The 23,691-nt window shown below is 73.7% G+C and carries 27 protein-coding genes; 16 read left to right on the top strand and 11 right to left on the bottom strand.

Annotation, left to right across the window (positions count from 1 at the left end; genetic code table 11):
• Positions 1-99: 99 nt before the first annotated feature.
• On the top strand, positions 100-567 hold the full coding sequence (locus tag IOD16_RS34490) for an Lrp/AsnC family transcriptional regulator (protein ID WP_123745175.1): 468 nt from the start codon (positions 100-102) through the stop codon (positions 565-567).
• Between the two features lie 11 nt (positions 568-578).
• Positions 579-836, top strand: coding sequence for a DUF4229 domain-containing protein (locus tag IOD16_RS34485; RefSeq protein ID WP_268957656.1), 258 nt, complete (start codon positions 579-581; stop codon positions 834-836).
• Positions 837-840: 4 nt separating this feature from the next.
• Here the strand turns inward: IOD16_RS34485 and IOD16_RS34480 are convergent, their stop codons facing one another.
• Genes IOD16_RS34480 through IOD16_RS34470 form a run of 3 tightly spaced genes read right to left on the bottom strand, consistent with a single transcriptional unit; the run spans position 841 to position 2,500 of the window.
• Positions 841-1,152, bottom strand: coding sequence for a hypothetical protein (locus tag IOD16_RS34480; protein ID WP_201437767.1), 312 nt, complete (start codon positions 1,150-1,152; stop codon positions 841-843).
• A complete protein-coding gene (locus IOD16_RS34475; protein WP_201437766.1) occupies positions 1,149-1,466 on the bottom strand; it encodes a PadR family transcriptional regulator in 318 nt (105 codons plus the stop codon). Before IOD16_RS34475 ends, IOD16_RS34480 begins: the two co-directional genes overlap by 4 nt.
• A gap of 41 nt (positions 1,467-1,507) precedes the next feature.
• Positions 1,508-2,500 carry an ADP-ribosylglycohydrolase family protein gene (locus IOD16_RS34470; RefSeq protein WP_236594551.1) on the bottom strand — a complete coding sequence of 331 codons (993 nt, stop codon included), beginning with the start codon at positions 2,498-2,500 and terminating at the stop codon, positions 1,508-1,510.
• 68 nt (positions 2,501-2,568) lie between these two features.
• Between IOD16_RS34470 and IOD16_RS34465 the strand changes: the two genes are divergently transcribed.
• Both IOD16_RS34465 and IOD16_RS34460 read left to right on the top strand, forming a co-directional pair.
• Complete coding sequence (locus IOD16_RS34465) at positions 2,569-3,618, top strand: PLP-dependent cysteine synthase family protein (protein WP_268957655.1); 1,050 nt, start codon at positions 2,569-2,571, stop codon at positions 3,616-3,618.
• 74 nt (positions 3,619-3,692) lie between these two features.
• A complete protein-coding gene (locus tag IOD16_RS34460; protein ID WP_123745180.1) occupies positions 3,693-4,091 on the top strand; it encodes a hypothetical protein in 399 nt (132 codons plus the stop codon).
• Positions 4,092-4,128: 37 nt separating this feature from the next.
• Here the strand turns inward: IOD16_RS34460 and IOD16_RS34455 are convergent, their stop codons facing one another.
• The 4 genes from IOD16_RS34455 to IOD16_RS34440 form a co-directional block, all read right to left on the bottom strand.
• Positions 4,129-5,001, bottom strand: a complete 873-nt coding sequence (locus IOD16_RS34455; protein ID WP_201437765.1) for a 1,4-dihydroxy-2-naphthoate polyprenyltransferase — start codon at positions 4,999-5,001, stop codon at positions 4,129-4,131.
• 54 nt (positions 5,002-5,055) lie between these two features.
• Entirely contained in the window at positions 5,056-6,252 is a 1,197-nt protein-coding gene (locus tag IOD16_RS34450) for a hypothetical protein (protein WP_201437764.1), read from the bottom strand.
• A gap of 128 nt (positions 6,253-6,380) precedes the next feature.
• Positions 6,381-7,442, bottom strand: a complete 1,062-nt coding sequence (gene menE, locus IOD16_RS34445; protein WP_201437763.1) for an o-succinylbenzoate--CoA ligase — start codon at positions 7,440-7,442, stop codon at positions 6,381-6,383.
• Positions 7,442-8,353 (bottom strand): 1,4-dihydroxy-2-naphthoyl-CoA synthase, encoded by a 912-nt coding sequence (locus IOD16_RS34440; protein ID WP_201437762.1) that lies wholly within the window; start codon positions 8,351-8,353, stop codon positions 7,442-7,444. The genes menE and IOD16_RS34440 overlap by 1 nt, the downstream gene beginning before the upstream one ends.
• 95 nt (positions 8,354-8,448) lie before the next feature.
• Between IOD16_RS34440 and menD the strand changes: the two genes are divergently transcribed.
• Both menD and IOD16_RS34430 read left to right on the top strand, forming a co-directional pair.
• Positions 8,449-10,071: a 2-succinyl-5-enolpyruvyl-6-hydroxy-3-cyclohexene-1-carboxylic-acid synthase gene (gene menD, locus IOD16_RS34435; protein ID WP_201437761.1), complete on the top strand. Its 1,623-nt coding sequence runs from the start codon at positions 8,449-8,451 to the stop codon at positions 10,069-10,071.
• Positions 10,072-10,127: 56 nt separating this feature from the next.
• On the top strand, positions 10,128-11,624 hold the full coding sequence (locus IOD16_RS34430) for a M1 family metallopeptidase (protein WP_201437760.1): 1,497 nt from the start codon (positions 10,128-10,130) through the stop codon (positions 11,622-11,624).
• 45 nt (positions 11,625-11,669) lie between these two features.
• Here the strand turns inward: IOD16_RS34430 and IOD16_RS34425 are convergent, their stop codons facing one another.
• From IOD16_RS34425 to IOD16_RS34415, 3 genes are read right to left on the bottom strand one after another with little or no spacing between them, the layout of a single operon-like run.
• A complete protein-coding gene (locus IOD16_RS34425) occupies positions 11,670-12,776 on the bottom strand; it encodes a CU044_5270 family protein (protein ID WP_201437759.1) in 1,107 nt (368 codons plus the stop codon).
• Positions 12,769-13,323, bottom strand: a complete 555-nt coding sequence (locus IOD16_RS34420) for an RNA polymerase sigma factor (RefSeq protein WP_236594550.1) — start codon at positions 13,321-13,323, stop codon at positions 12,769-12,771. The genes IOD16_RS34425 and IOD16_RS34420 overlap by 8 nt, the downstream gene beginning before the upstream one ends.
• 44 nt (positions 13,324-13,367) lie before the next feature.
• Positions 13,368-14,597 carry an isochorismate synthase gene (locus IOD16_RS34415; protein WP_201437757.1) on the bottom strand — a complete coding sequence of 410 codons (1,230 nt, stop codon included), beginning with the start codon at positions 14,595-14,597 and terminating at the stop codon, positions 13,368-13,370.
• 12 nt (positions 14,598-14,609) lie between these two features.
• On the opposite strand from IOD16_RS34415, the gene IOD16_RS34410 reads away from it, so the two are divergent.
• The 7 genes from IOD16_RS34410 (at position 14,610) to IOD16_RS34380 (ending at position 19,448) form a co-directional block, all read left to right on the top strand.
• Entirely contained in the window at positions 14,610-15,095 is a 486-nt protein-coding gene (locus tag IOD16_RS34410; protein WP_123745190.1) for a DUF3592 domain-containing protein, read from the top strand.
• Between the two features lie 65 nt (positions 15,096-15,160).
• The gene (gene paaA, locus IOD16_RS34405) at positions 15,161-16,096 is read left to right on the top strand and encodes a 1,2-phenylacetyl-CoA epoxidase subunit PaaA (RefSeq protein ID WP_201437756.1); all 936 of its coding nucleotides are present in this window, start codon (positions 15,161-15,163) and stop codon (positions 16,094-16,096) included.
• The gene (gene paaB, locus IOD16_RS34400; protein WP_201437755.1) at positions 16,093-16,377 is read left to right on the top strand and encodes a 1,2-phenylacetyl-CoA epoxidase subunit PaaB; all 285 of its coding nucleotides are present in this window, start codon (positions 16,093-16,095) and stop codon (positions 16,375-16,377) included. The genes paaA and paaB overlap by 4 nt, the downstream gene beginning before the upstream one ends.
• Complete coding sequence (paaC, locus tag IOD16_RS34395) at positions 16,374-17,264, top strand: 1,2-phenylacetyl-CoA epoxidase subunit PaaC (RefSeq protein ID WP_201437754.1); 891 nt, start codon at positions 16,374-16,376, stop codon at positions 17,262-17,264. Before paaB ends, paaC begins: the two co-directional genes overlap by 4 nt.
• On the top strand, positions 17,258-17,767 hold the full coding sequence (paaD, locus tag IOD16_RS34390; protein ID WP_201437753.1) for a 1,2-phenylacetyl-CoA epoxidase subunit PaaD: 510 nt from the start codon (positions 17,258-17,260) through the stop codon (positions 17,765-17,767). The genes paaC and paaD overlap by 7 nt, the downstream gene beginning before the upstream one ends.
• Complete coding sequence (gene paaE / locus IOD16_RS34385; RefSeq protein ID WP_201437752.1) at positions 17,767-18,801, top strand: 1,2-phenylacetyl-CoA epoxidase subunit PaaE; 1,035 nt, start codon at positions 17,767-17,769, stop codon at positions 18,799-18,801. Before paaD ends, paaE begins: the two co-directional genes overlap by 1 nt.
• Before the next feature lie 17 nt (positions 18,802-18,818).
• Positions 18,819-19,448: a hypothetical protein gene (locus IOD16_RS34380; RefSeq protein ID WP_201437751.1), complete on the top strand. Its 630-nt coding sequence runs from the start codon at positions 18,819-18,821 to the stop codon at positions 19,446-19,448.
• A gap of 28 nt (positions 19,449-19,476) precedes the next feature.
• Here the strand turns inward: IOD16_RS34380 and IOD16_RS34375 are convergent, their stop codons facing one another.
• Positions 19,477-20,304, bottom strand: coding sequence for an inositol monophosphatase family protein (locus IOD16_RS34375; RefSeq protein ID WP_123745196.1), 828 nt, complete (start codon positions 20,302-20,304; stop codon positions 19,477-19,479).
• A gap of 144 nt (positions 20,305-20,448) precedes the next feature.
• Here IOD16_RS34375 and IOD16_RS34370 point away from each other — a divergent pair, with 144 nt between their 5' ends.
• From IOD16_RS34370 to IOD16_RS34360, 3 genes are all read left to right on the top strand, one after another.
• Positions 20,449-21,552 (top strand): glycosyltransferase family 4 protein, encoded by a 1,104-nt coding sequence (locus IOD16_RS34370; RefSeq protein ID WP_201437750.1) that lies wholly within the window; start codon positions 20,449-20,451, stop codon positions 21,550-21,552.
• A gap of 13 nt (positions 21,553-21,565) precedes the next feature.
• A complete protein-coding gene (locus IOD16_RS34365) occupies positions 21,566-22,675 on the top strand; it encodes a glycosyltransferase (protein WP_201437749.1) in 1,110 nt (369 codons plus the stop codon).
• Between the two features lie 244 nt (positions 22,676-22,919).
• Positions 22,920-23,624, top strand: a complete 705-nt coding sequence (locus tag IOD16_RS34360; protein WP_201437748.1) for a demethylmenaquinone methyltransferase — start codon at positions 22,920-22,922, stop codon at positions 23,622-23,624.
• Positions 23,625-23,691 lie beyond the last annotated feature (67 nt).

Here is a 23,691-nt window from a genome sequence, read left to right as displayed (position 1 = left end):
ACCCATCGGGTACTCGAACGCTTGGGTGATGGTAAAGAGGTAGTAAGGGACGAAGCGCGCGGTTCGGACATCGGGGGCGGTGGGCCTACGCTGTGCCCGGTGGACGCTCTTGATCGTCAGATCATCGCCGCCCTCCGGGAGAACGGCCGGGCCACCTACGCCGACCTGGGGCGCAAGGTGGGCCTCTCGGCCTCCGCCGTGCACGAGCGGGTCGGCAAGCTGGAAGCCACGGGGGTGATCGTCGGCTACCACGCCGTGGTCGACCCGAGCGCCGTGGGCCTGGGCGTGACCGCGCTGGTCAGCATCCACCCCACCGACACCGCGGACGACGACGAGCTGGCCGTCGCGCTGGCCGAGCTGGTCGAGGTCGAGTCGTGCTACCGGGTGGCGGGCGACGAGTCGTTCATCGTGAAGGTCCGGGTCGCCACGGTGGACGACCTGGAGCGCTCGCTGGGCCGGTTGCGGCGCATCCAGGGCGTCGCGCGCACGCGCACCACCGTCGTGCTGTCCACCCGGTTCGAGGGCCGTCCGAACACCGCGGCGGCCGGTCCCCCGGGCGACGCGTAGCCTGGGTAACCGTGCACCTGGGTCGTGATGTGACGCTCTACATCGGCGCGCGCCTGGGCATGGTCGCCGCGGTCACCGCGCTGCTCGTGCTCGCCAACGTGCCGCTGCTGGTCGCCCTCGCCGTCGGCGTGGTGGTGGCGCTGCCGCTGTCGCTGTTCGTGTTCGGCGGGCTGCGCAAGCGGGTCGCGCAGGGGCTCGAGGAGAAGCAGGCCGTGCGGCGCGCCGAGCGCGAGAAGCTGCGCGCGCAGTTGCGCGGCGACACCGCCTAGTCCCTCACATCACCAGCAGGATCGCCCCGCCGAGGTTGGCCAGCACCATCACGGCCAGCACCGCGCCGATGTTCGTGCTCTCGCGCAGCCGCAGGGCCAGCGCCAGCGGGCCGATCGGCAGCATCAGCGGCTCGCGCTCCCGGCTCGCGATGCGCAGCGCGCCCACCGCCACGCCGAGCGGGCTCAGGCCCAGCTCGCCCGCGCCCGCCACGTCGGCGCGCCACTGCTCCAGGTAGCGGTCCCGCTGCTCGCGCCGCAGCCGCAGCGCGGCGACCCGCACCGCGGCCAGGGCGAGTCGGGTGGTGAGTCTGCTCATCGGGCGACCTCCGGTCGGGTGGCGGGCCTGGCCTTCGTCCGACCGCCGGCCTTCGCGCACGCCTTGGCCGCCTCCAGGGCGCCTCCGGGCGTGAGCACGTACATCCGCCGACGGGGTCCGCGGCGTTCGCTGTCGTCGTCCCAGGACGAGGTGACCCACCCGGCCCGTTCCAGGCGGTCGAGCAGCGGGTAGACGCTGCCGGACGGGCGCCCGGTCAGCTTGATGATCTCCAGGCCCCAGCGCGGCTGGTCGCTCTCCAGGAGCACTCCCAGCACGTCGACCGTGGCCCCTCCGAGGCGTCCGAGCGGTTCCACGACACAAGACTACCTATGTAGATTAAGGCCTGTCCAGCGCCTCAGCCCGCGAACGTGGCCTCCGCGTCGTCGACCAGGCGCTCGATCACGTCCCGCAGCTCCAGCGCCTCCAACCAGTGCGCCGGGACGGCCTCCACCCCGTCCCGCGCGCCGAGCAGGTTCCCGCACAGCGCGCCGGTCGAGTCGCTGTCCCCGGAGTGGTTGACCGCGAGCAGCAGCCCGTCCGCCAGGTCGCGCGCGGCCAGCGCGGTCAGCACCGCGATCGCCAACGCCTCCTCGCCGACCCACCCGCCGCCCAACGTCGTCTCGATCACCTCGGGCGTCGGGCGCACGCCGCCGACACCCAGCTCGACGGCGAGGTCCAGCAGGGCCAGCTGCTCCTCGTGCCCGTCCCACCGGACCAGCTCGGCGCGGGCCACCTCGATCGCGGCCGGCAGCGGCACGCCCGCCAGCACCTGCTGCACCAGCACGGCCAGCACGCCCGCGGACAGGTAGCCGCTGGGGTGGCCGTGGGTCAGCGCGCCGGTCGCGGCGGCCAGGTCGAACACCTCGCGCACGTCGTCGGACCACAGCGCCACCGGCGCCGCGCGCATCACCGCGCCGCAGCCCTTGGAGTCGTTGATCGGCGAGTCCACCGTGCCGAGCGCGCCCGAGCGCAACGCGGTCAGGCAGGTGGCGCCGGGGGCGCGCTGGTCGTGCAGCTCGGGCACGTCCAGCAGCCACCCGTCCGGTCCGACCTCCGGGCCGCCCTGCGTGCGCAGCCACCGCGCGTACGCCACGCGCACCTCGTGCGCCGGGTCGCTGCCGCGCTTGCGGGCCAGCAGCAGGCCTTCCAGCGTGAACAGGGTCATCTGGGTGTCGTCGGTGATCGCGCCGAGCCGGCCGTAGGCGGGCGCGTAGTCGGTCAGACCCGAGGGGCCGAACCGGCTGCGGATGCGGTCGATCCGGTCGAACTCGATCGCACCGCCGAGCGCGTCGCCCACGGCGCCGGCGAGGAGGCTGCCGCGGAGTGAGCCGATCCGAAGTGGGTTCACGTCGCAGAAGTTATCGTGCCGGCGTGACGACTTCGGTAGATCGATGTAGCTCCCGGACCAGGGAATGGGTGTGCGAGGCCGTCCGCATCATCGAAGCGGACGCCAACCGCAGCGCCGACACGCACCTGCTGCGCTTCCCCCTCCCACCGGAGTGGGGGATCGACCTGTACTTGAAGGACGAGTCGACCCACCCCACCGGCTCGCTCAAGCACCGGCTCGCCCGATCGCTGTTCCTGTACGCCATCTGCAACGGCTGGGTGGTCGGCGGCACGCCCGTGATCGAGGCGTCGTCCGGTTCGACCGCCGTGTCGGAGGCGTACTTCGCGCGGCTGCTCGGGTTGCCGTTCATCGCGGTGATGCCCCGGTCCACCAGCCGCGAGAAGGTGGCGCTGATCGAGCGCCAGGGCGGTCGGTGCCACTTCGTGGACGAGCCGGGCGCGATCTACGACGAGTCGCGGCGGCTCGCGGCCGAGCTGGACGGGCACTTCATGGACCAGTTCACGCACGCCGAGCGGGCGACGGACTGGCGCGGCAACAACAACATCGCCGAGTCGGTGTTCCAGCAGATGGAGCTGGAGGCCGCGCCCGAGCCGGAGTGGATCGTGGTGGGCGCGGGCACCGGCGGCACGAGCGCCACCATCGGCCGCTACATCCACTACCGGAAGCTGCGGACCCGGCTGGCCGTGGTGGACCCGGAGCACTCGGTGTTCTTCGACGCGTGGTGCGACGGGAACCCGTCGTTGACCGGCACCCGGGGCTCGCGCATCGAGGGCATCGGCCGCCCGCGCGTGGAGCCGTCGTTCATCGGCGACGTGATCGACCGGATGATCAAGGTGCCGGACGCGGCGTCGCTGGCGACGATCCGGCACGTCGAGGAGGTGCTGGGGCGGCGGGTCGGCGGGTCGACCGGCACGAACCTGTGGGGCGCGTTCCAGCTGATCGCGGAGCTGCGGGCGTCGCGGCTGCGCGGGAGCGTGGTGACGTTGCTGTGCGACGGCGGCGAGCGTTACGCCAACACCTACTACGACGACGAGTGGGTCGCCGCGCAGGGCATGGACCTCGAACCGCACCTGGCCACGCTGGCGAGGTTCCGCTCGACCGGCACGTGGGACCGCTGATTCTCGCTTTCGTGGGAACGCGCGGCGCGTGCCGTGCGTCGCAGCGTGGATCGGCGCGTCGGAAGGGGTGTGCGGTGATCGGGTGGCGGACGGCGGAGGTGCTCACGGCGGAGGACGTGCTGGCCAGGTCGGTCGCCGATGCCGACAAGGCGATGCGCGAGGCGGCGAAGCTGCGGTACCCGCAGCGCGAGCCGTCGGCCGACGACGTGCGGCGGGTGATGCAGTACGCGAAGTCGAACGCGGCGACGCCGGAACTGCGGGCGTTGCAGCGGCGGATCGCGGGCGGCTACCTGAGCTGGCGGCAGGTCCTCATGGGCGAGGCCGCCGAGGACCGGGGCGTGAAGGCGGCGCTGGAGGCGGACCGCGAGGCCCTGGCCGCCTTGTGCCGCGGCGAGGAGCCGCGCGTCGTCCCGCCCGAACCCGAACCGCGTGACGACGACGAGCCGATGTCGTTCACCGAGGACGCCTGGTAGCCGGTCACCGGTCCGCGTCGGGACTCCCGGCCGGCGGTCAGTCCAGCACCAGCGCCACCGGCACGGCGATGCCCCAGACGAGCATGGCCAGGCCCGTGTCGCGCAGCACGGGGATCAGGTCGCGGCCCTTGCTGCCGTTCAGCACCCGACGCGCGCCGAGCACGGCGAGCGGCAGGGCCAGGAAGCCGATCAGGGCCGGCGGCACGCGCAGGCCGATCGCCAGCGTGATCAGGAACGGGATCGAGACCAGGGCCAGGTACAGCCGGCGGGCGTCGCGGTCGCCCAGGGTGGAGGCCAGGGTCCGCTTGCCCGCCTGGACGTCGGTCGGGATGTCGCGCAGGCTGTTCGCGATCATCACACCGGTCGAGAACGCGCCCATCGCGACCGCGCCGCCGATGCCGATGCCGGTGACCTCCCCGGTCTGCACGTACAACGTGCCGAGCACCGCCGCCGGCCCGAAGAACAGGAACACGGCCAGCTCGCCCAGGCCCGAGTACCCGTACGGCTTGCGGCCACCGGTGTAGAACCACGCCGCCGCGATGCACACCGCGCCGAACGCCACCATCCAGTACCGGCCCGACAGCACCACCAGCGCCAAGCCCGCCACCGCGGCCACGCCCAGCGACGCGAACGCCGCCGCGCGCACCGCCCGCGGGTCGGCCGCACCCGAGCCGACCAGCCGGAACGGGCCGACGCGGTGCGCGTCCGTCCCCCGGATGCCGTCGGAGTAGTCGTTGGCGTAGTTCACGCCGACCTGCAACGCCACCGCCACCACGAGCGCCAGCGCCGCCCGGGTCGGGTCGAAGCCGTCGATGTGGTGCGCGGCGCCCGCGCCGACCAGCACCGGCGCGATCGAGTTCGGCAGCGTGCGGGGGCGGGTCCCCGATACCCACTGGGCGACTGTGGCCATGTCGGACATCCTCCGACATGGTGAACGGGGACCCGCTCCCGGGTGGCCGCGTGATCAGCAGGCAGTGGCGCCCGACACGCCCGACACGTACGCGCGGGCGATGAACTTGCCCGACGCGATCCGGAACCAGATGTTCGACGTGCCCTGCGAGCCCGTCACCGACTGGCCCGTCACCTGGCACTCGACCCGCACCTGCGCGTAGTTCGCGGCCAGGCCGACCTGGGAGGCGGTCGAGGTCGCGCCGCTGCGCACGTTCAGCGGGTCGCCCGCGGTGCGCACGAAGCCGGCCGGACCCGATCCGGTCCACTGGTAGGTGACCGTGACCCACGAGTTGTCGGTCAGCTTCAGGCCGTCCCAGAACGTGCCGTCGGCCAGGTCGATGCCCGCCGGGTTGGCCACGGCGCGGCCGAACTGGTCCTTGCCGCCGTTGTAGCCGTCCTGGTAGGCGGCCTGCGCCTCGGGCTTGCCCTGGGGCAGGTCCTTCCACATCTCCCGGGTGGACGACGGGTTCCAGTAGTCGTCCTTGGTGTTCCACGGGCCGACGTCCCACACCGGGGCCCACTCGCACCGGCCGTTCGACGCGCACACCCGCACGCTGTACGTGCCGGTGCCCTTGGCGGACAGGCCGCGCCGGGACGGCAGGGCGACGAAGTGGTCGCGGCTGACGATCACGTGCCCGTTCGCGGTGGTGCCGCCGACCAGGCCCTCACGGGTCGCGTAGACCCGGTAGGACAGGCCCGCGGCCTGCGCGCCGACGTCCGACGTGGCGACCGCGGTGAACGCCCGGAGGTCCACCCGGCTCACCTCGGGCGACGCCTTCTCGGCCGTCAACGCCAACCGGACCTGCACGGTGGTGACCTCGGTGGGCAGCACGGCGGGCGCGTCGGGGCGCGTCTCGACCCACTCGGTCCACTGCTCGTCGCCCACCGCGCCGCGCACGTCCACGGCGACTTCCGCGCCGGCGGGGACGCTGCTCCGCACGGTCGCGGCGACGGCGTTGACCGGCGCGTCGAACGTCCGCGGGTCGAGGTGCAGGAACCCGGTGCGGACGGCGGCCCGCGCGCTGGCGGGCGTCGGCGCGGCGCGGTCGAGCCGCACCGCGCCGCGGTGCGCGGTGACGCCGTTGTCGTCGGCGTTCACGGTGGAGAGGTCGGCCGTCCACTCGCGGTCGGTCTCGGCGGCGGCGGGCGCCGCCAGACCGGCGGTCAGGACGGTGGCGACGGCGAGCGGTATCAGGTAGCGCCTGGTCATCGCAGCACTCCTCGTCCGGGCGCGCGGTGCGGTGGTGACCGCGGCAGGGCCGCGCGCCTCGGCGCTGCCGAGCCAATCGCCTGGTGTGGTTACCTGTCAACCAACAATCTTGCTATTAAGACAGAAACTCACCCAAACGAGCTAGCGACCGCCTTCCGATCCACCTTGCCGGGCCCGCGCAACGGCAGTTCCGCCACGAACGCGACCCGCTTCGGCATGGCGAACCGCCCCACCACGTCGCCGACCGCCGCGCACAGCTCGTCCGCGTCGGGCGGGTCACCCGGATCTTCCGGCACCACGGCCGCGGCCACCACTTGACCCCACTCGGGGTCGGGCAGGCCCACCACGCACGCCTCCCGCACGCCAGGTTGGGCGGCCAGCACCCGTTCGACCCTGGTCAGCGCGATGTTCTCGCCACCGCTGATGATCACGTCGTCGGCTCGGCCGAGCACCTCCACCGTGCCGTCGGGGCGGACGCGGCCGAGGTCGCCGGTGCGGAACCACTCGCCGAACGGCTCGCCGCCCTGGTAGCCCAGCGCCAGCACCGGGCCGCCGACCTCGATCCGGCCGCCGACCAGCCGCACGCGCACGCCGTCCAGCGGCAGCCCGTCGTAGACGCACCCGCCGGACGTCTCGCTCATCCCGTACGTGGTGACCACCCGGACGCCGAGCCGCCGCGACCGCTCCAGCAGGCTGGGCGGGGTGGCCGCGCCGCCGATCAGCACGGCGTCGAACTGCCGGGCGGCGGCCAGCCCCGGGCCCTCGGTGGCGACCAGGCGGGCCAGCTGGGTGGGCACGAGCGCGGTGTAGTGGCGTCCCGGCGTGGCCAGCACCGGCCGGGCGGCGACGGCGAAGTCGGCGGCGCGGAACCCGGGCTCCAGATCCATCACGCCCGGCTCGACGCCCGCCACGACCGACCGCACCAGCACCTGGATGCCCGCGATGTGCGTGGTCGGCAGGGCGAGCAGCCACCGGCCGGGGCCGCCGAGGCGGGCGTGGGTCAGCTCGGCGGACGTGGTGAGCGCGTCCGCGCCGAGCAGCACGGTCTTCGGCTCGCCCGTGGAGCCGGACGTCGTGACCGCGAGCGCCGCCCCGGCCTCCCAGCCGCGCAACGGCGGCAGGTCGCCGGGCTGTGCCCGCACCGCGTCGCCGCCTGACAGGGCGGCGCGCAGCTCATCGAGGGTGGCCATCAGTAGAAGTAGGGGTAGTCGGACCAGTCCGGCGGGCGCTTCTCCAGGAAGGCGTCCCGGCCCTCCACCGCCTCGTCGGTCATGTACGCCAGGCGCGTGGTCTCGCCCGCGAAGATCTGCTGCCCGACCAGGCCGTCGTCGATCAGGTTGAACGCGTACTTCAGCATCCGCTGCGCCGTCGGCGACTTGCCGTTGATCTCCTTCGCCCACTCCAGCGCCGTCGACTCCAGCTCGGCGTGCGGCACGACCGCGTTCACCGCGCCCATCTGCCGCATCTCCTCGGCGCCGTAGGCCCGGCCGAGGAAGAAGATCTCGCGGGCGAACTTCTGGCCGACCTGCCGCGCCAGGTACGCCGAGCCGTAGCCGCCGTCGAAGCTGCCGACGTCGGCGTCGGTCTGCTTGAACCTGGCGTGCTCGGCGCTGGCCAGCGTGAGGTCGCACACCACGTGCAGGCTGTGCCCGCCGCCGGCCGCCCACCCGGGCACGACCGCGATGACGACCTTCGGCATGAACCGGATCAGGCGCTGGCACTCCAGGATGTGCAGCCTGCCCGCCCGCGCCGGGTCGATGGTCTCCGCTGTCTCGCCCGACGCGTACCGGTAGCCGCTGCGCCCGCGGATGCGCTGGTCGCCGCCCGAGCAGAACGCCCAGCCGCCGTCGCGCGGCGACGGGCCGTTGCCGGTGAGCAGGACGCACCCGACGTCCGAGCTCATCCGGGCGTGGTCCAGCGCGCGGTACAGCTCGTCGACCGTGTGCGGCCGGAACGCGTTGCGCACCTCGGGCCGGTCGAACGCGATGCGCACCGTGCCCTGGTCGACCGCGCGGTGGTAGGTGATGTCGGTGAAGTCGAAGCCCTCGACCCGCTTCCAGCGGGCGGCGTCGAACAGCTCGGAAACGTCCTGATCTGCCACGGCAGGGACAATAGGCCCGCGTGGCGGCCGGGAGCGGGACCGGCCCGGCTCAGCGCGTGGGATCACCTGGTCGCGGGCTGAGCGACAATGTGCGGGTGAACCCGTCCACCGCGCAGGCCAGGGTGCTCGTCGACGAGCTGATCCGCAACGACGTCCGACACGTCGTGCTGAGCCCCGGATCGCGCAACGCGCCGCTGTCGTTCGCCCTGCACGAGGCAGCCGCGGCCGGCCGGCTCACCCTGCACGTGCGCGTGGACGAGCGCACCGCGGGCTTCCTCGCCCTGGGCTTGGCCAGGGGCAGCGGCGAGGTCACCGCCGTCACCTGCACCTCCGGCACCGCCGTGGCGAACCTGCACCCCGCCGTGCTGGAGGCCAGGCACTCGGGCGTGCCGGTCATCGCGCTCACCGCGGACCGGCCGGTCGAGCTCTACCGCACGGGCGCCAGCCAGACCGTGGACCAGCAGCGCGTCTTCGGCCTGGACACGCTCCAGTTCCCCATCGCCGAACGCCGCGACGACCAGAACGGCCTGTGGCGCTCGCTGGTGTGCCGCGCCGTCGCCACCGCGCGGGACCAGGGCCCGGTGCACGTCAACGTCCCGTTCCGCGAACCCCTCGTGCCGGACGCCGCCGCCGACTGGCCGGAGAGCCTGGACGGCCGCCCGTTCGACATGCCGTGGACCCGCGCGGCCCGCCGCACGACCACCTCGACGCACGCCGCCGACCACCTCGGCCCGCGCACCCTGGTGATCGTCGGCGACACCGGGCACGACCTGTCCGACCTGGCCGACCGCGCCGGCTGGCCGGTCGTCGCCGAACCCACCGGCCACGGCCTGCGCCACGGCACGCTCCTGCTCAACGCGGGCGAGCTGCCCGAGCACCTCCGGCCGCGGGCCGTGGTCGTGGTCGGCCGCGCCACCCTCTCCCGGGGGGTGCTCAACCTCATCGCGCGGACCCCCGTCGTGCACGTGCTGTCCGACGAGCTCGACTGGCCGGACCCGCGGTTCGCCGCCACGCACACGTCGACCGACCTGGTCCTGGGCGAGCACGACGTGGACGACGACTGGCTCACCGCCTGGCAGCACGCGGACAAGGCGGTCGCCGACGTGGTGGACGGCCTGCTGGCGGAGCAGCCGTGGCCCACCGGCCTGCACGTGGCCCGCGACCTGGTCGCCGCGCTGCCGCCGGGCGCGAACCTGTTCCTCGGCTCGTCCAACCCGGTCCGCGACGTCGACCTGGTCGCCGCGCCGCGCCGCGACGTGCGCACCTACGCCAACCGGGGCGTGGCCGGCATCGACGGCAGCGTCTCCACCGCCGCGGGCATCGCGCTCACCCGGGGCCCGACCTACGCCCTGATCGGCGACCTGACGTTCCTGCACGACGCGAACGGCCTGCTCATCGGCCCGGACGAGCCGAGACCCGACCTGACGGTCGTCGTGCTCAACGACGACGGCGGCGGCATCTTCGCGTTGCTGGAGCAGGGCGCGAAGGAGCACGAGCGGACCTTCGAACGCGTTTTCGGCACGCCGCACGGCGTCGACCTGGAGTCGCTGTGCGCGGCGCACCACGTGCCGCACACGCGGGCCACGACACCGGAAGAGCTGAACCGGGCGCTCGACCGGCCGAGCGGAATCCGGGTGGTGGAAATCCGGGCGAAACGAGACGAATTGCGCGATTTGCACGCCCGTTTGAAAACCGCCGTGTCAACCGCGTTCCACTAGGGGGAATCCTACCGACGGGGGTACAGACCGCCGGTGGCCGCGACTAGCTTCGCCGCATGTCCCTGAGAGCGAAGCTGACCCTCGGTACCGCCACCGCGGCGTCCCTGCTCCTGCTCGCCGGCACGGCGACGGCGGCCCAACCGGGAGCACCTGGCATCGGCGACCCGTACTACCCGAATGCGGGCAACGGCGGGTACGACGTCTCCCATTACGACATCAGGCTCAACTACCAGCCGGCCGACGACACCCTGTCCGGCACCACGACGATCCTGGCCAAGACCACCCAGGACCTGAGCCGGTTCAACCTCGACTTCCTGCTGAAGGTCAGTTCGGTCCGGGTGAACAACAAGGTCGCCGCGTTCTCCCAGTCCGGCGGTGAGCTCGTGGTCGACCCGCGCGGCACGCTGCGCGAGGGCTCCAACGTGACGGTCGTCGTCACGTACGCCGACGTGCCCTCCACGCACGCCGTGGACGGCTACACGTCGTGGAAGCGGACGCCGGACGGCGCGCTGGCGATCGACCAGCCCGACATCGCGCCGTGGTGGTTCCCGAGCAACAACCACCCGACCGACAAGGCCAGGTTCGACATCTCGGTGGCCGTGCCCACCGGCGTCGAGGTGCTCTCGGGCGGCCTGTTCGGCGGCACGACCCAGCAGATCAACGGCTGGACCCGGTGGCGCTACCGCAGCCTGGAGCCGCAGGCCACGTACCTGGCGTTCATCGCCATCGGCCAGTTCGAGATCCGCCAGTCGACCGCGCCGAACGGCCGGCCGGTGCTCAACGCCTACTCGGAGCGGCTGGGCGCGGACTACGGCGCCTCCGTCGCCAGCATCGAGCGCACGCCCGAGGTGACGGAGTTCCTGGAGGGCCACTTCGGGCCGTACCCGTTCGAGGCGCAGGGCGGCGTGGTCGCGCCGGGCATCGGCTTCGCGCTGGAGAACCAGACCCGCCCGACCTACGACGCCGGGTTCTTCCGCCGCGGCTCGAACACCTACGTCGTCACGCACGAGATGGCGCACCAGTGGTTCGGCGACTCGGTGTCCGTGCACGGCTGGAAGGACATCTGGCTGAACGAGGGCTTCGCCAGCTACGCCGAGTGGCTGTGGTCCGAGCACGTCGGCGAGGGCACGGTCCAGGAGAACGCCGACTTCGTCTACGCCTCCTACCCCGCCGACGACGAGTTCTGGCAGGTGCTGCCCGGCGACCCGGGCGCGGCGAACCAGTTCCACGGCGCGGTGTACGACCGGGGCGCGCTGACCGTGCACGCGCTGCGCGCCGAGATCGGCGACGAGGCGTTCTTCCGGCTGCTGCAGGAGTGGCCGGCCGCGAAGCGCAACGGCGACGCGACGACGGACGAGTTCATCGCCTTCGCCGAGGCGCTGTCCGGCAAGCAGCTCGACGAGCTGTTCCGGACCTGGCTGTCCACGCCGGTCAAGCCGGCCGCCGCGCCGGGTTCGGGCGGCTTCGCGGCGCGGGCGGCGGCCGCGGCCGAACCGAAGTCGTACCAGAAGATCCGGGAGACGCACGAGCTGCTCGCGGGTCATCGGCACTGAGGACCGGTGGCGGGCCGCCCTCCGGTGAGGGCGGCCCGCCGCGGCTCAGCCGGTCTCGCCGAGCCCGTCGACGACCTTCGTGGTGATGGCGCTGTAGCCGGTGACGGTGCCCGGCTCGATGTACGGCTCGTGGGGCTGCGGGCCGGCGACGGTGCGCTCGCCGATGAAGTCGCCGGTGGCGGGGTCCACGATCAGCTCGCGCCGCTCGTGCACGTCCTCGATGGTGACGGCGACGCCGACCCGGCCGTCGAGGTTCGCCCTGCCGTCGGCCACCGTGACGCCGTCGAGCAGCGCGAGCGCCCGGTAGAGCGAGGCGCGCAGGTCGGCGGGCACGAGACCGGTGTGCAGGAGCTGCACGCCGAAGTGGAACACCACGGTCGGCGTGCTGCCGCGCTGCGCCGTGAGGTCGCGCAGCCACTGGAGCAGGGCCCGCGGGTCGCGGGGGAGCGGCGCGTAGAAGTCCGGGTTGTCCCAGTCGGCCGGGTCGCCGCACACCTTCTCCGGCAGGGACCCGGGGAAGAAGTCGCCGCACGCGCCCCGGCGCTCGCCCTTCGCGGTCACGTCGGGCTCGGGCAGCGGCGCCTCGGATTGCGGCACGGTCCCGCCGAGCCACTTCGCGCCCGCCAGCGGCGTGCGCCGGTTCAGCCACTCCCGGGTCACGTCCTGCGGGATCCACGTCTCGGTGCGCGATTCGACCAGGTACGCGTAGCCGGAGGGCGCGGCGGCCGGCTCGTCGACCGACGTCCCGATCATCATGCCGCGCCTGTTCCACTCGTGCGCCGCGATGTAGCGGTACTGGCCGGCCGCCAACGGCTGGTCGACGGCCGTGATCGCGTCGGCCGCCCGCGTCAGGTACTCCCGCGCGGACAGCAGCTCGACGGCCGGCGGCGTCGTGGCGGCAGGCGCCCCGGAGGACGTGCCGGCCACGGCCGGCTGCTGCCCGGCCCCGTCGTCGAGCACGACCACACCCGTGATCAGGGCCGCCGCCGCGGCGACGGCGACGGGCGCGAGCCACCGGGCGTGGCGCGCGCGCTTCGGGGCCGAGGACGCCGCCGCGGCGGCCAGGACGCGGGCGCGCACCGCGTCCAGCGGCACGTCGGCGGTGCGGACGTCGTGGTGCAGGCGGTCGAGGGCGTCGTCGAGTTCACGCATCGCGGTTCTCCTCGGTGAGCAGGGCTTGGAGCCTGGTGCGGACCCGGTGCAGCCGGGAGCGGACGGTGCTGGCGGGCTCGCCGAGCGCGGCGGCCACCTCGGACGGGCTCAGCCCGGCCCACGACGTGAGCAGGAGCGCGTCGCGGTCCTCGTCGCGCAGGTCGGCCAGGGCGCCGGCGAGCAGCTCGGCGTGCCGCTGCGCGTCGACCCGGTCGGCGACCGCGCCGCCGTGGTCGGGTTCGGGGCGGCCGACCGCGCGCAGGCCCGCGCGTCGGCCGCGGGTCTCCCGGCGGACGTGCTCGCGCACGAGGTTGGTGGCGATCCCGTAGAGCCAGCCCGTCACCGGCGCGCGGTCGGGGTCGTAGCTGTTCCGCCGCTTCAACGCCACCAGGAACGTCTCGGCGACGAGGTCGTCGGCCGCGGCATCGCCGACCCGGCCCGCCAGGTAGCCGCGCAGCCGCCGCGCGTGCGCGTCGAACAGCTCGGCGAACGCGGCCGTGACGTCCGGCCCGCGCAGGTCCGGTGGTTCGTCCAGTGCTGTGGTCACGTACCGGTTGGCCGAAGTGCCCTCGGGCGTCCCGGTGACGTGCGTCACATGCCTTCGAGGGCTTCCCGGAAGGGCAGCATCTTGGCGTGCGCCTCGTGGACCTCGGAGTCGGGGTCGGACTCGGCGACCAGGCCGCAGCCGGCGAACAGGCGGGCCGTGCGGCCGTCCACCTGCGCGCAGCGCAGCGCGATGCCGAGCTCGCCGTCGCCGTTGCCGTCGATCCAGCCGACCGGGCCCGCGTAGCGACCCCGGTCCATGCCCTCCAGCTCCGCGATCATCGCGATGGCGTCCGCGCGCGGCGTGCCGCCGACGGCCGCCGTGGGGTGCAGCGCCGCACCCAGCGCGAGCAGCGACGGGGTGCCGCTGAGCGTGCCGATGACGTCGCTGGACAGGTGCGAGACGTTCGGCAGCCGCAGCACCGAAGGGCCTTCCACCGACATCGTCTCGCAGAAGGGCCGCAGCGTCTGCACCAGCGACGCCACCGCGTACTCGTGCTCGTCGCGGTTCTTGCCCGACGACAGCAGCGCGGCGGCCAGCTCGTCGTCCGACATGCCGTCGTGCGGCCACGTGGTGCCCGCCAGCACCCGCGAGTCGACCACGGACCCGCTGCGCCGGAGCAGCAGCTCGGGCGTGGCGCCGATCAGGCCGTCCACCGCGTACACCCAGCACTCGGGGTAGCGCCGGGCGAGGCCTTCGAGCACGAACCGGTGGTCGATGTCCACGTCCGCGACCGCGAGCAGGTCGTGCGCGAGCACCACCTTCTCCAGCTCGCCCGCGCGCATCCGCTCGACCGCCGCGCGCACGGCCTCGCGGTACCCGGTGACGGACACCTGCCCGTCGCTGTAGCGCACCTGGGACGGCCTGCGCACCGGCTCGACCCGCCGCTTGCCGACGTCGCCGATCGTGGTCAGCCAGCTGTGCCCGTTGCGGCGCCCGAGCACGACCTCCGGCACCACGAGCACCGAGTGGCCGGGCCGGTCGGAGAACGCCATGCTGACGAACGCCACCGGGCCGGCGCCGGGCACGCCGAGCCGGTCGTCCACGTCGAGGCCGTCGGTGAACTCGCGCCACCAGCGGTCGGCGGCGGCGAACCGGTCCGGCCCCGACACCTCGAACCGGGCCGCCTCACCCCATCCGACCAGGCCGGTTCCGTCCCGCACCCAGCTCAGCGCACCGGTCGGCGCGGGCAGCCTGTCCAGCAGGTCGTCGCCCGCGACGCGCCTGGTGTGCACGCGCAGCCGTTGTCGGGTCCGCGAGGCAGGAGCTGAGGTCACGGCGTCGAGGGTATGGACTCATCGCTGAGATCCGGCGCGGAGGCCGCCCTAGACTCCTCAGTTGTGGTGGACGACGCAGTGCGAACAGGCGCCCGCCCCAAGGTCCGGCTCCTGGTCAGCCGCGCGTTGGGGCTGCTGGGCGCGGTGGTGACGTTGATCGGGGTGATCCTGCTCGCGGCGTGCTGGCGCGACGACCTGATGATCGAGGAGCGGCTGGGCAAGGCGACCGCCGAGGTGGTGTCCGTCTCGTTCCAGCGCACCGTGGTGCGCTTCGCCACACCGGACGGCGCGGTGCACAGCCCGTCGCAGGGCCTGCTGTACCCGGCGGGGCTCGAGCCCGGCCAGTTGGTGCGCATCGAGTACGACACGGCCGACCCCGAGGTGGCGCGGGTCGCCGGGCGCACGGCCGTGCTCGCGCTGCTGCCGATCGGCACGTTCCTGCTCGCCGTGTGGGCGGTGCTGGCGCCGCTGCTCTGGTGGGTGCGCCGCCGCTGGTGACACCTCCCGCGGCACCCTTGTGACAGTCCTGCCCAAAATCGGCCTCCAGGTGTAACATCGCTCTCATGGAGCTGGAGGCACAGTTCGAGCGCACCGTCGCGGCCGGGCAGCGCGTCGAACCGCGCGACTGGATGCCAGACGGTTACCGGAAGACGTTGATCCGGCAGATCGCCCAGCACGCGCACTCCGAGATCATCGGCATGCAGCCCGAGGGCAACTGGATCAGCCGCGCGCCGTCGCTGCGCCGCAAGGCGATCCTGCTGGCCAAGGTCCAGGACGAGGCCGGGCACGGGCTCTACCTGTACGCCGCCACCGAGACCCTGGGCGCGGACCGGGGCGAGCTGACCGAGAAGCTGATCTCGGGCCGGCAGAAGTACTCCTCGATCTTCAACTATCCGACGCTGTCCTACGCCGACGTCGGCGTGATCGGCTGGCTCGTGGACGGCGCCGCGATCTGCAACCAGGTGCCGCTGTGCCGCACGTCCTACGGGCCGTACGCGCGGGCGATGATCCGCATCTGCAAGGAGGAGTCCTTCCACCAGCGGCAGGGCTACGAGCTGCTGATGACGATGATGTCCGGCACCGACGCCCAGCGCGCGATGGTGCAGGAGTCGGTGAACCGCTGGTGGTGGCCCTCGCTGATGATGTTCGGCCCGCCGGACGCCGAGTCGGCCAACACCGAGCAGTCGATGAAGTGGCGGATCAAGCGCAACACCAACGACGAGCTGCGGCAGAAGTTCGTCGACATGACCGTGCCGCAGGCGGAGAAGCTGGGCGTGACGCTGCCCGACCCGGAGCTGCGCTGGAACGCCGAGCGTGGGCACCACGACTTCGGGCAGCCCGACTGGGACGAGTTCTGGCAGGTCGTGGGCGGCAACGGGCCGACCAACGCGCAGCGCGTCGAGCACCGGCGCAAGGCGCACGAGGACGGCGAGTGGGTGCGTGCCGCCGCCGAGGCGCACGCCGCCAAGCACGCGGCACGGGAAGAGGGTGTGGCATGAGCGCGTCGTGGCCGCTGTGGGAAGTCTTCGTGCGCGGCAAGCGCGGGTTGAACCACGTGCACGTCGGGTCGCTGCACGCGCCGGACGCCGAGATGGCGCTGCGCAACGCGCGTGACGTCTACACCCGGCGCAACGAAGGCGTGTCGATCTGGGTGGTGCCGGCCGCGGCGATCACCGCGTCGTCGCCGGACGAGAAGGACCCGTTCTTCGAGCCCAGCGGGGACAAGGTGTACCGGCACCCGACGTTCTACGAGATCCCCGAGGACGTGCCGCACCTATGAGCTTCGACAACGCCTACGAATCCCTGATCGACGGCCACGAGGACGCGCACTGGGCGTTCGGCACCGGGTTCGCCGAGCCGCTGGCCGGGGTGGACCGCGAGGTGCCCGACGTCGACCGCGCCGACCTGACCGCCTACTGCCTGATGCTCGGCGACGACGCGCTGGTGATGTCGCAGCGGCTGGCCGAGTGGTGCTCCCGCGCGCCGGAGCTGGAGGAGGACGTCGCGCTGGCCAACATCGCGCTGGACCTGCTCGGCCAGTCCCGGATGCTGCTGACCAGGGCGGGCGAGGTCGAGGGCGCGGGGCGGGACGAGGACGCGCTGGCGTACCTGCGCGACGAGCGCGACTTCCGCAACGTGCACCTGGCCGAGATCGAGTGCGGGCCGTTCGCGGGCGGCGACTTCGCCACCACCGTGGCGCGGCTGCTGGTGTTCTCGTCGTGGAAGCTCGCCCAGTACTCGCGGCTGCGCGGCAGCGCGGACCCGGTGCTGGCGGCCGTGGCGGCGAAGGGCCTGAAGGAGCTGGCCTACCACCGCGACCACGCCGCCCAGTGGGTCGTGCGGCTCGGCGACGGCACCGAGGAGTCGCACCGGCGGATGCGGGCGGGCCTGGCGCGGGTGTGGCCGTTCCTGGCCGAGCTGTTCACCGCGCACGCCGTGGAGCTGCGGTTGGCCGGTGTCGCGGTCGACCCGGCCGAGCTGCGGTCCGAAGTGGACGGTGTGCTGGACGCGGTGCTCGCGGCGGCGGGGCTGACGCGGCCCGAGGACGTGCCCGCGGCGCGGGTCAACGGGCTGGCGGGGCGCGACGGCGTGCACACCGAGGCGTTCGGCTACCTGCTGGCCGAGATGCAGCACCTGCACCGGTCGCTGCCGGGTGCGTCGTGGTAGCCCCGGCCGGGACGGGCGCCGCGGTGGAGGTCGCCGCGCGCGTCCGGGACCCGGAGCTGCCGGTGCTGACGCTGGCCGACCTCGGCGTGCTGCGGGACGTGACCGAGTCGGACGGGCGGGTGTCGGTGACGATCACGCCCACCTACTCGGGGTGCCCGGCGATCGACGAGATGGCCGCGGACCTGCGCCGGTCGCTGCTGGCGGCCGGGTACCGGGCGGTGGACGTGCGGCTGTCGCTGTCGCCCGCGTGGACCACGGACTGGATCAGCGAGGACGGCCTGCGCAAGCTGCGGGAGGCGGGCATCGCGCCGCCGTCCCGGCTGGGGCCGCGCGCGGTCGGCCCGGTGCCGCTGAACCTGACGCCGCCGTCACAGCGGGTGCCGTGCCCGCGGTGCGGGTCGGCGCGGACCTCGGAGGTGTCCCGGTTCGGGTCGACGGCGTGCAAGTCGCTGCGCCGGTGCGCCGACTGCGCCGAGCCGTTCGAGCACGTGAAGGAGATCTGATGGCGCGGCCGGTGTTCCACAAGCTGACCGTCGCGTCGGTCGAGCGGTTGTGCTCGGACGCGGTCGCGGTGACGTTCGACGTGCCCGCCTCGCTGGCCGCGGACTTCGCGTTCGCGCCGGGGCAGTACCTGACCCTGCGCGACGGCGACGAGCGGCGGTCCTACTCGATCTGCGCGCCCGCCGGCGGTCCGCTGCGGATCGGGGTGCGGCGGGTGGACGGCGGGCGGTTCTCCACGCTGCTGGTGGACCGGCTCCAGCGCGGCGACGTGCTGGAGGTGCTGCCGCCGCTGGGTGGCTTCACGCCGTCCGGCGGGGCGCACCACGGCCTGGTGGTCGCCGGGTCGGGCATCACGCCCGCGCTGTCGATCGCGGCGTCGGTGCTGGCCGGCGGGGCCCGGGTGACGATGCTGTACGGGAACCGGCGTGCCGACACGGTGATGTTCGCCGACGAGCTGGCGGACCTGAAGGACCGCTACGCGGCTCGGTTCCAGCTGGTGCACGTGCTGTCGCGGGAGCCCCGCGACGTCGAGCTGTTCAGCGGGCGGTTGGACGCGGCGAAGCTGCGGGCGTTGTTCTCGACCGTCGTGCCGTGGGCGGATGTCGACGCGTGGTGGCTGTGCGGGCCGTACGGGATGGTGCGGGACGCGCAGGACGTGCTGGGGTCCCTGGGCGTCCCGCCCGCCGCCGTGCACCACGAGCTGTTCTACGTGGACGAGCCGCCGCCCCCGCCGCGCCGTGCCGAGACGTCCGCCGCGGTCACCGCTTCGGCCACCGTGATCCTGGACGGGCGCAGCACCGAGGTGCCGCTGCCGGCGGACGTGCCGATCCTCGACGCGGCCCAGCGGGTGCGCGCCGACCTGCCGTTCGCGTGCAAGGGCGGTGTGTGCGGGACCTGCCGCGCGCTGGTCGTGTCCGGTGAGGTGGAGATGCGGCGGAACTACGCGCTGGAGCCGCGCGAGGTGGCGGCCGGTTTCGTGCTGACCTGCCAGTCGGTCGCCGTGACTCCGGCCGTTACCGTGGATTACGACGCCTGATCTGGCACATTGGGCGCATGGGACGTTCGGCGCTCTGGGGACTGGTCATCGGCACGCTGCTGATGTCGGCCCTGCTGATGTCCGGCTTGGTCCTGTCGTCGCCCGACGACGCGACCGCGACGTCGGTCGTGGCGACCCTGATCGCGTCCGGGATGATGGGCGTGGTGATGGGCGGCGTGCCGGGCACGCTGGTGGGCCTCGTCGTGGGAGCCATCCGCCACCGCTCGCGCCCGCCGGCCCTGCCCCCGCGCCCGCCGACGCTGCTCCCACCGCTGCCCCCGCTGCCACCGGTGAACGACCGCTGGGCCGCCATGGTGGGCCGCTGCGAGCTGTCCGTGCGCCGCGTGGCCGCCGCCGTGACCACCGTGCCGCCGTCACCGGCCCGGGCGTGGCTGGAGCGGATCGTCGCCCAGTTCGCCGCCGAGCTGCCGGACGTGCGCCGGATCGCCGACCTGGGCCGCGCCCTGGGCGCCGACCAAGCACACCCGGTGGCCGCCCGCCTGAACACCGCCGTGCACGACTTCACCTCGTTCGAGGACGAGGTGGGCCGAGTGGCCCTCCAACTGCTGAACCAGACCTCCCTGGACGCGGTCCGCACCCACCTGGAAGTCCTGGAACAACAACTGCCCCACCTGGGCAAGAGCTAGCCCGGCCGCCGTCACCGCGCTCGACGGCCTAGCGGGACGTGGACGCCGCCTGCCACCACGCCAGGACTTCCTCCGCCACCTCCGGCACGGCCACCAGCAGGCCGTCCACCGGCAGCGGGTCGTCCTCGCCCCTGCGGTCCAGCACGGCGGCGCCCGACTCGACGGCCAGGGCGACCGCACCCGCCACGTCCCACTCGTGGTAGCTGTCCAGGACGGCGGCGGCGGCGTGGCCGAGGGCCACCTGGGCGACGGCCAGGGCCTTCGAGCCCAGCACCCGCACGCCCGTGCCCGCCAGCGCGGCCCGGGAGATGAACCCGCCCATCCCCGGCCACGGACCGGTCCGCGTCATCTCCGTGCACACGATGGAGCTCACCGCCTGGTCACCGAGCCGCACCGGCGTGCCGTTGGCCCGCATGCCGCGCCCCCGCGCCGCCGCGTAGATCTGCGCCCGGTACGGGTCCGCGACCACGCCGACGACCGGACCCCACCGGTCGACCAGCGCCAGGCTGTACGCGCACCAGGGCACCCCGGCGACGTAGTTCGCGGTCCCGTCGACCGGGTCGACCACCCAGCGGAACTCCGCGTCGCTCGCCACGTCGGTGTCGCTGTCCTCGCAGAACACCGGGATGTGCGGGAACTCGGCCGTCAGCACCCGCCGCGTGTGCCGCTCCAACGTCCGATCGGTGTCGGTCACCCAGTCGAACGGCGATGCCTCGTCGTCGGGCCGCGCGCCCCGCCCGGCGGTCGCCATGATCACGTCCGACGCGTCGTTGGCGAGTCGGCCCGCTATCTCCAGCGCGATCGACACCAGGCCGGGATCGACGGGCTGCGCGGGCCGGGACGACAAGACGGTCATGCCGACCTAGTGTCACCGCACGGAGTGACCGCGCCACGTACTCCAGGTGAACCCGGGGCCAACGTCGTCGGCGACGCGAGGTGTTCGGCGGGCGTTCGCGGAGGTGTCACGCGGCCGTGTCCTGCGCACCGCAGGGTGACCGGCGTGCGCGTAGCGATCGTCACCGAGAGCTTCCTGCCCCGGGTCAACGGGGTCACCAACTCGGTGCTGCGGATACTCGACCACCTCGGAGCGCGCGGCCACCAGGCGTTGGTGGTGGCGCCCGGCGCGGGCGAGGACCACCACCTCGGCACCCCGGTCGTGCGCGTCCCGGCGGTGGACCTGCCGAGGCTCAGCTCGCTGCCCGTCGGGGTGCCCACGCGCAAGGTCCTGACCGCGTTGGCCGACTTCCGGCCGGACGTCGTGCACCTGGCGAGCCCGTTCGTGATGGGCGCGCGGGGCCTGTCCGCCGCACGCAGGCTGGGCGTCCCGACCGTCGCGGTCTACCAGACCGACGTCGCCGGGTTCGCCGGCCACTACGGCCTCGGCCTCACCGCCAACGCCGCCTGGCGGTGGACGCGCCGGCTGCACGCGCGGGCCGACCGCACGCTCGCGCCGTCGACGTCGGCCGCGGACGCGCTCCGGGAGCACGGCGTGCCGCGCGTGCACCGGTGGGGACGCGGCGTGGACGTCGAGCTGTTCCACCCGTCCCGGCGGGACGACGCGTGGCGGGCCTCGCTGGCGCCGCGCGGCGAACTGCTCGTCGGGTACGTCGGCAGGCTCTCGCCGGAGAAGCGGGTGGACCGGCTCGCCGTGCTCGCCGACCTGCCCGGCGTGCGGCTGGTGGTGGTCGGCGAGGGGCCGGAGGAGGCGCGGTTGCGGCACGACCTGCCGGGGGCGGCGTTCCTCGGGTTCAAGAGCGGCGCCGACCTGGCCACCGCGTACGCGAGCCTGGACGTGTTCGTGCACACGGGCCCCCACGAGACGTTCTGCCAGGCCGTGCAGGAGGCGTTGGCCAGCGGTGTGCCGGTGGTCGCGCCGGACGCGGGCGGGCCGCGTGACCTGGTGCGACCCGGCACCGGCTACCTCTTCGCCGACGACGCGCAGCTCAGGCGGGCCGTGCTGGAGCTGGGCGACCCGCCGCGCCGCCGCCGGTACGGGCAGGCCGCCCGGCGGTCGGTGCGCGGGCGCACGTGGTCGGCCGTGTGCGACGAGCTGCTCGGCCACTACGCGGCCGTGCTGGACCTGCCGGAGCGCTGCGCAGCATGAGAATCGGGCAAGCATGAAGATCGTGCAGCTGGCCAACTTCTACGGCCCGCGCTCCGGCGGGTTGCGCACGGCGTTGCACCACCTCGGCGGCGGTTACGCGGCGAACGGGCACCAGGTGACGCTGGTCGTGCCGGGCGCCGCGCACGCCGACGAGGAGCTGTCGCCGGGCGTGCGGCGGGTGACGTTGCCCGCGCCGCGCATCCCGGGCACCGGCGGGTACCGGGCGGTGGACCCGTGGCGCGTGCGGGCGCTGCTCGACCACCTCGCGCCCGACCGGCTGGAGGTCTCGGACCGGCTCACGCTGCGCGGGATGGGCCGGTGGGCGGCCGAGCGCGGCGTGCCGAGCGTGGTGATCTCGCACGAGCGGCTGGACCGGCTGCTGGAGCAGTTCCTGCTGCCCACGCCGGTGGCGCGGTGGGCCGCGGACCGGGCGAACGCGCGGATGGCCGCCTCCTACGACACGGTGGTGTGCACGACGGAGTTCGCGCGGGAGGAGTTCGACCGGATCGGCGCGCGCAACGTGGCCCGGGTGCCGCTGGGGGTGGACCTGCGCACGTTCACCCCCGCCCGGCGCGACCGGTCGTTGCGGGCTGAGCTGGCGCGGGGCGCCGACGCGCTGCTCGTGCACTGCGGGCGGTTGTCGGCGGAGAAGCACGTCGAGCGCAGCGTCGACACCGCGGCCGAGCTGCACGCGGCCGGGGTCGACGTGCGGCTGGTGATCGCCGGTGACGGTCCGCGCCGCGAGGCGTTGCGACGCCGTGCCGCGGGGCTGCCGGTCACGTTCCTGGGCTTCGTCGACCAGCGCGCCGACGTCGCCGACCTGCTGGCCGCGGCCGACGTGTCGCTGGCGCCGGGCCCGCACGAGACGTTCGGCCTGGCCGCGCTGGAAGCCCTGGCTTCGGGCACGCCGGTCGTCGTGTCGGCGTCGTCCGCCCTGCGCGAGATCGTCCGCCCCGGCTGCGGGGCCGCCGTGCCGGACCACGCGCCCGCGTTCGCCGGCGCCGTCACGGCGCTGCTGGACCACCCCGAGCCGACCCGCCGCCGCGCCGCCCGGGCCCGCGCCGAGGAGTACCCCTGGCAAGCCGCCGTGACCGGCATGCTGACCGCCCTCCGCGCCACCTGACCTCGAGAGTCCAACCCCCACCCCGCGTGAGTCCAACGTTCAGAACGCGCGTGTCCTACGTTCGGAACACCCGAGTTCAACGCTCAGCACGTCGGCCGGCTGTGCTGAGCGTTCAACTCGGGGTGCGTGAACGTAGGACACGCGCGTTCCGAACGTTGGACACGCGCGACGGGAAGGTTGGACTCTCGAGGCGTGGAGGTAGGACTCTCGCGCGGGTGGTGGGGGCGTCACCTAGGCTTCCGGCATGGCGCGTGCAGGTCTGGACAAGAACCCCCGCGAGGTCGCCGAGATGTTCGACGGCGTGGCCAAGGGCTACGACCGGACGAACTCGGTCATGACCCTGGGGTTCGACCGGCGCTGGCGGGAGTGGAGCAGGCGGGTCCTGGACGCCAAGCCCGGCGAGAAGGTGCTCGACCTCGCCGCCGGCACGGCGGTGTCCACGGTGGAGTACGCGGCGTCGGGCGCGTGGTGCGTGGCGGCCGACTTCTCGCTCGGCATGCTCCTGGGCGGCGCGCACCGGCCGGTGCCGAAGGTGGCCGCCGACGCCCTGCGCCTGCCGTTCGCCGACGACTCCTTCGACGCGGTCACCGTCTCCTTCGGCCTGCGCAACTTCAACGACACCGAGGCCGCGCTGCGCGAGATGGCACGGGTGGTCAAGCCCGGCGGACGGCTCGTGGTGTGCGAGGTCTCCACGCCGACGTTCCGCCCGTTCCGCTTCGTCTACATGCGCCACCTGCTGCGCATCCTGCCGCTCATCGCCCGTTTCGTCTCCTCCAACCCGGAGGCCTACAAGTACCTCGCCGAGTCGATGCGCACGTGGCCCGACCAGCGCGCGCTCGGCGAGGTCGTGGCCCGCGCCGGCTGGGAGGACGTCGCCTGGATGAACCTCACCGGCGGCATGGTCGCGCTGCACCGGGGCACCAAGCCCGCGCCGCCCGAGCCCGCGTAGCCGCCGGGAGGCCCCCGTAGCGGTCGAGCGCGCAAAGCCCTCAGCAACGCGCAAGTAGACTCGCCCT

This window comes from Saccharothrix sp. 6-C (genome assembly GCF_016695385.1).
Taxonomy (GTDB): Bacteria; Actinomycetota; Actinomycetes; order Mycobacteriales; family Pseudonocardiaceae; genus Actinosynnema; species Actinosynnema texasense.
Note: the sequence above shows the minus strand (reverse complement) of the source record. Positions and strands in the feature narration are given on the sequence as shown.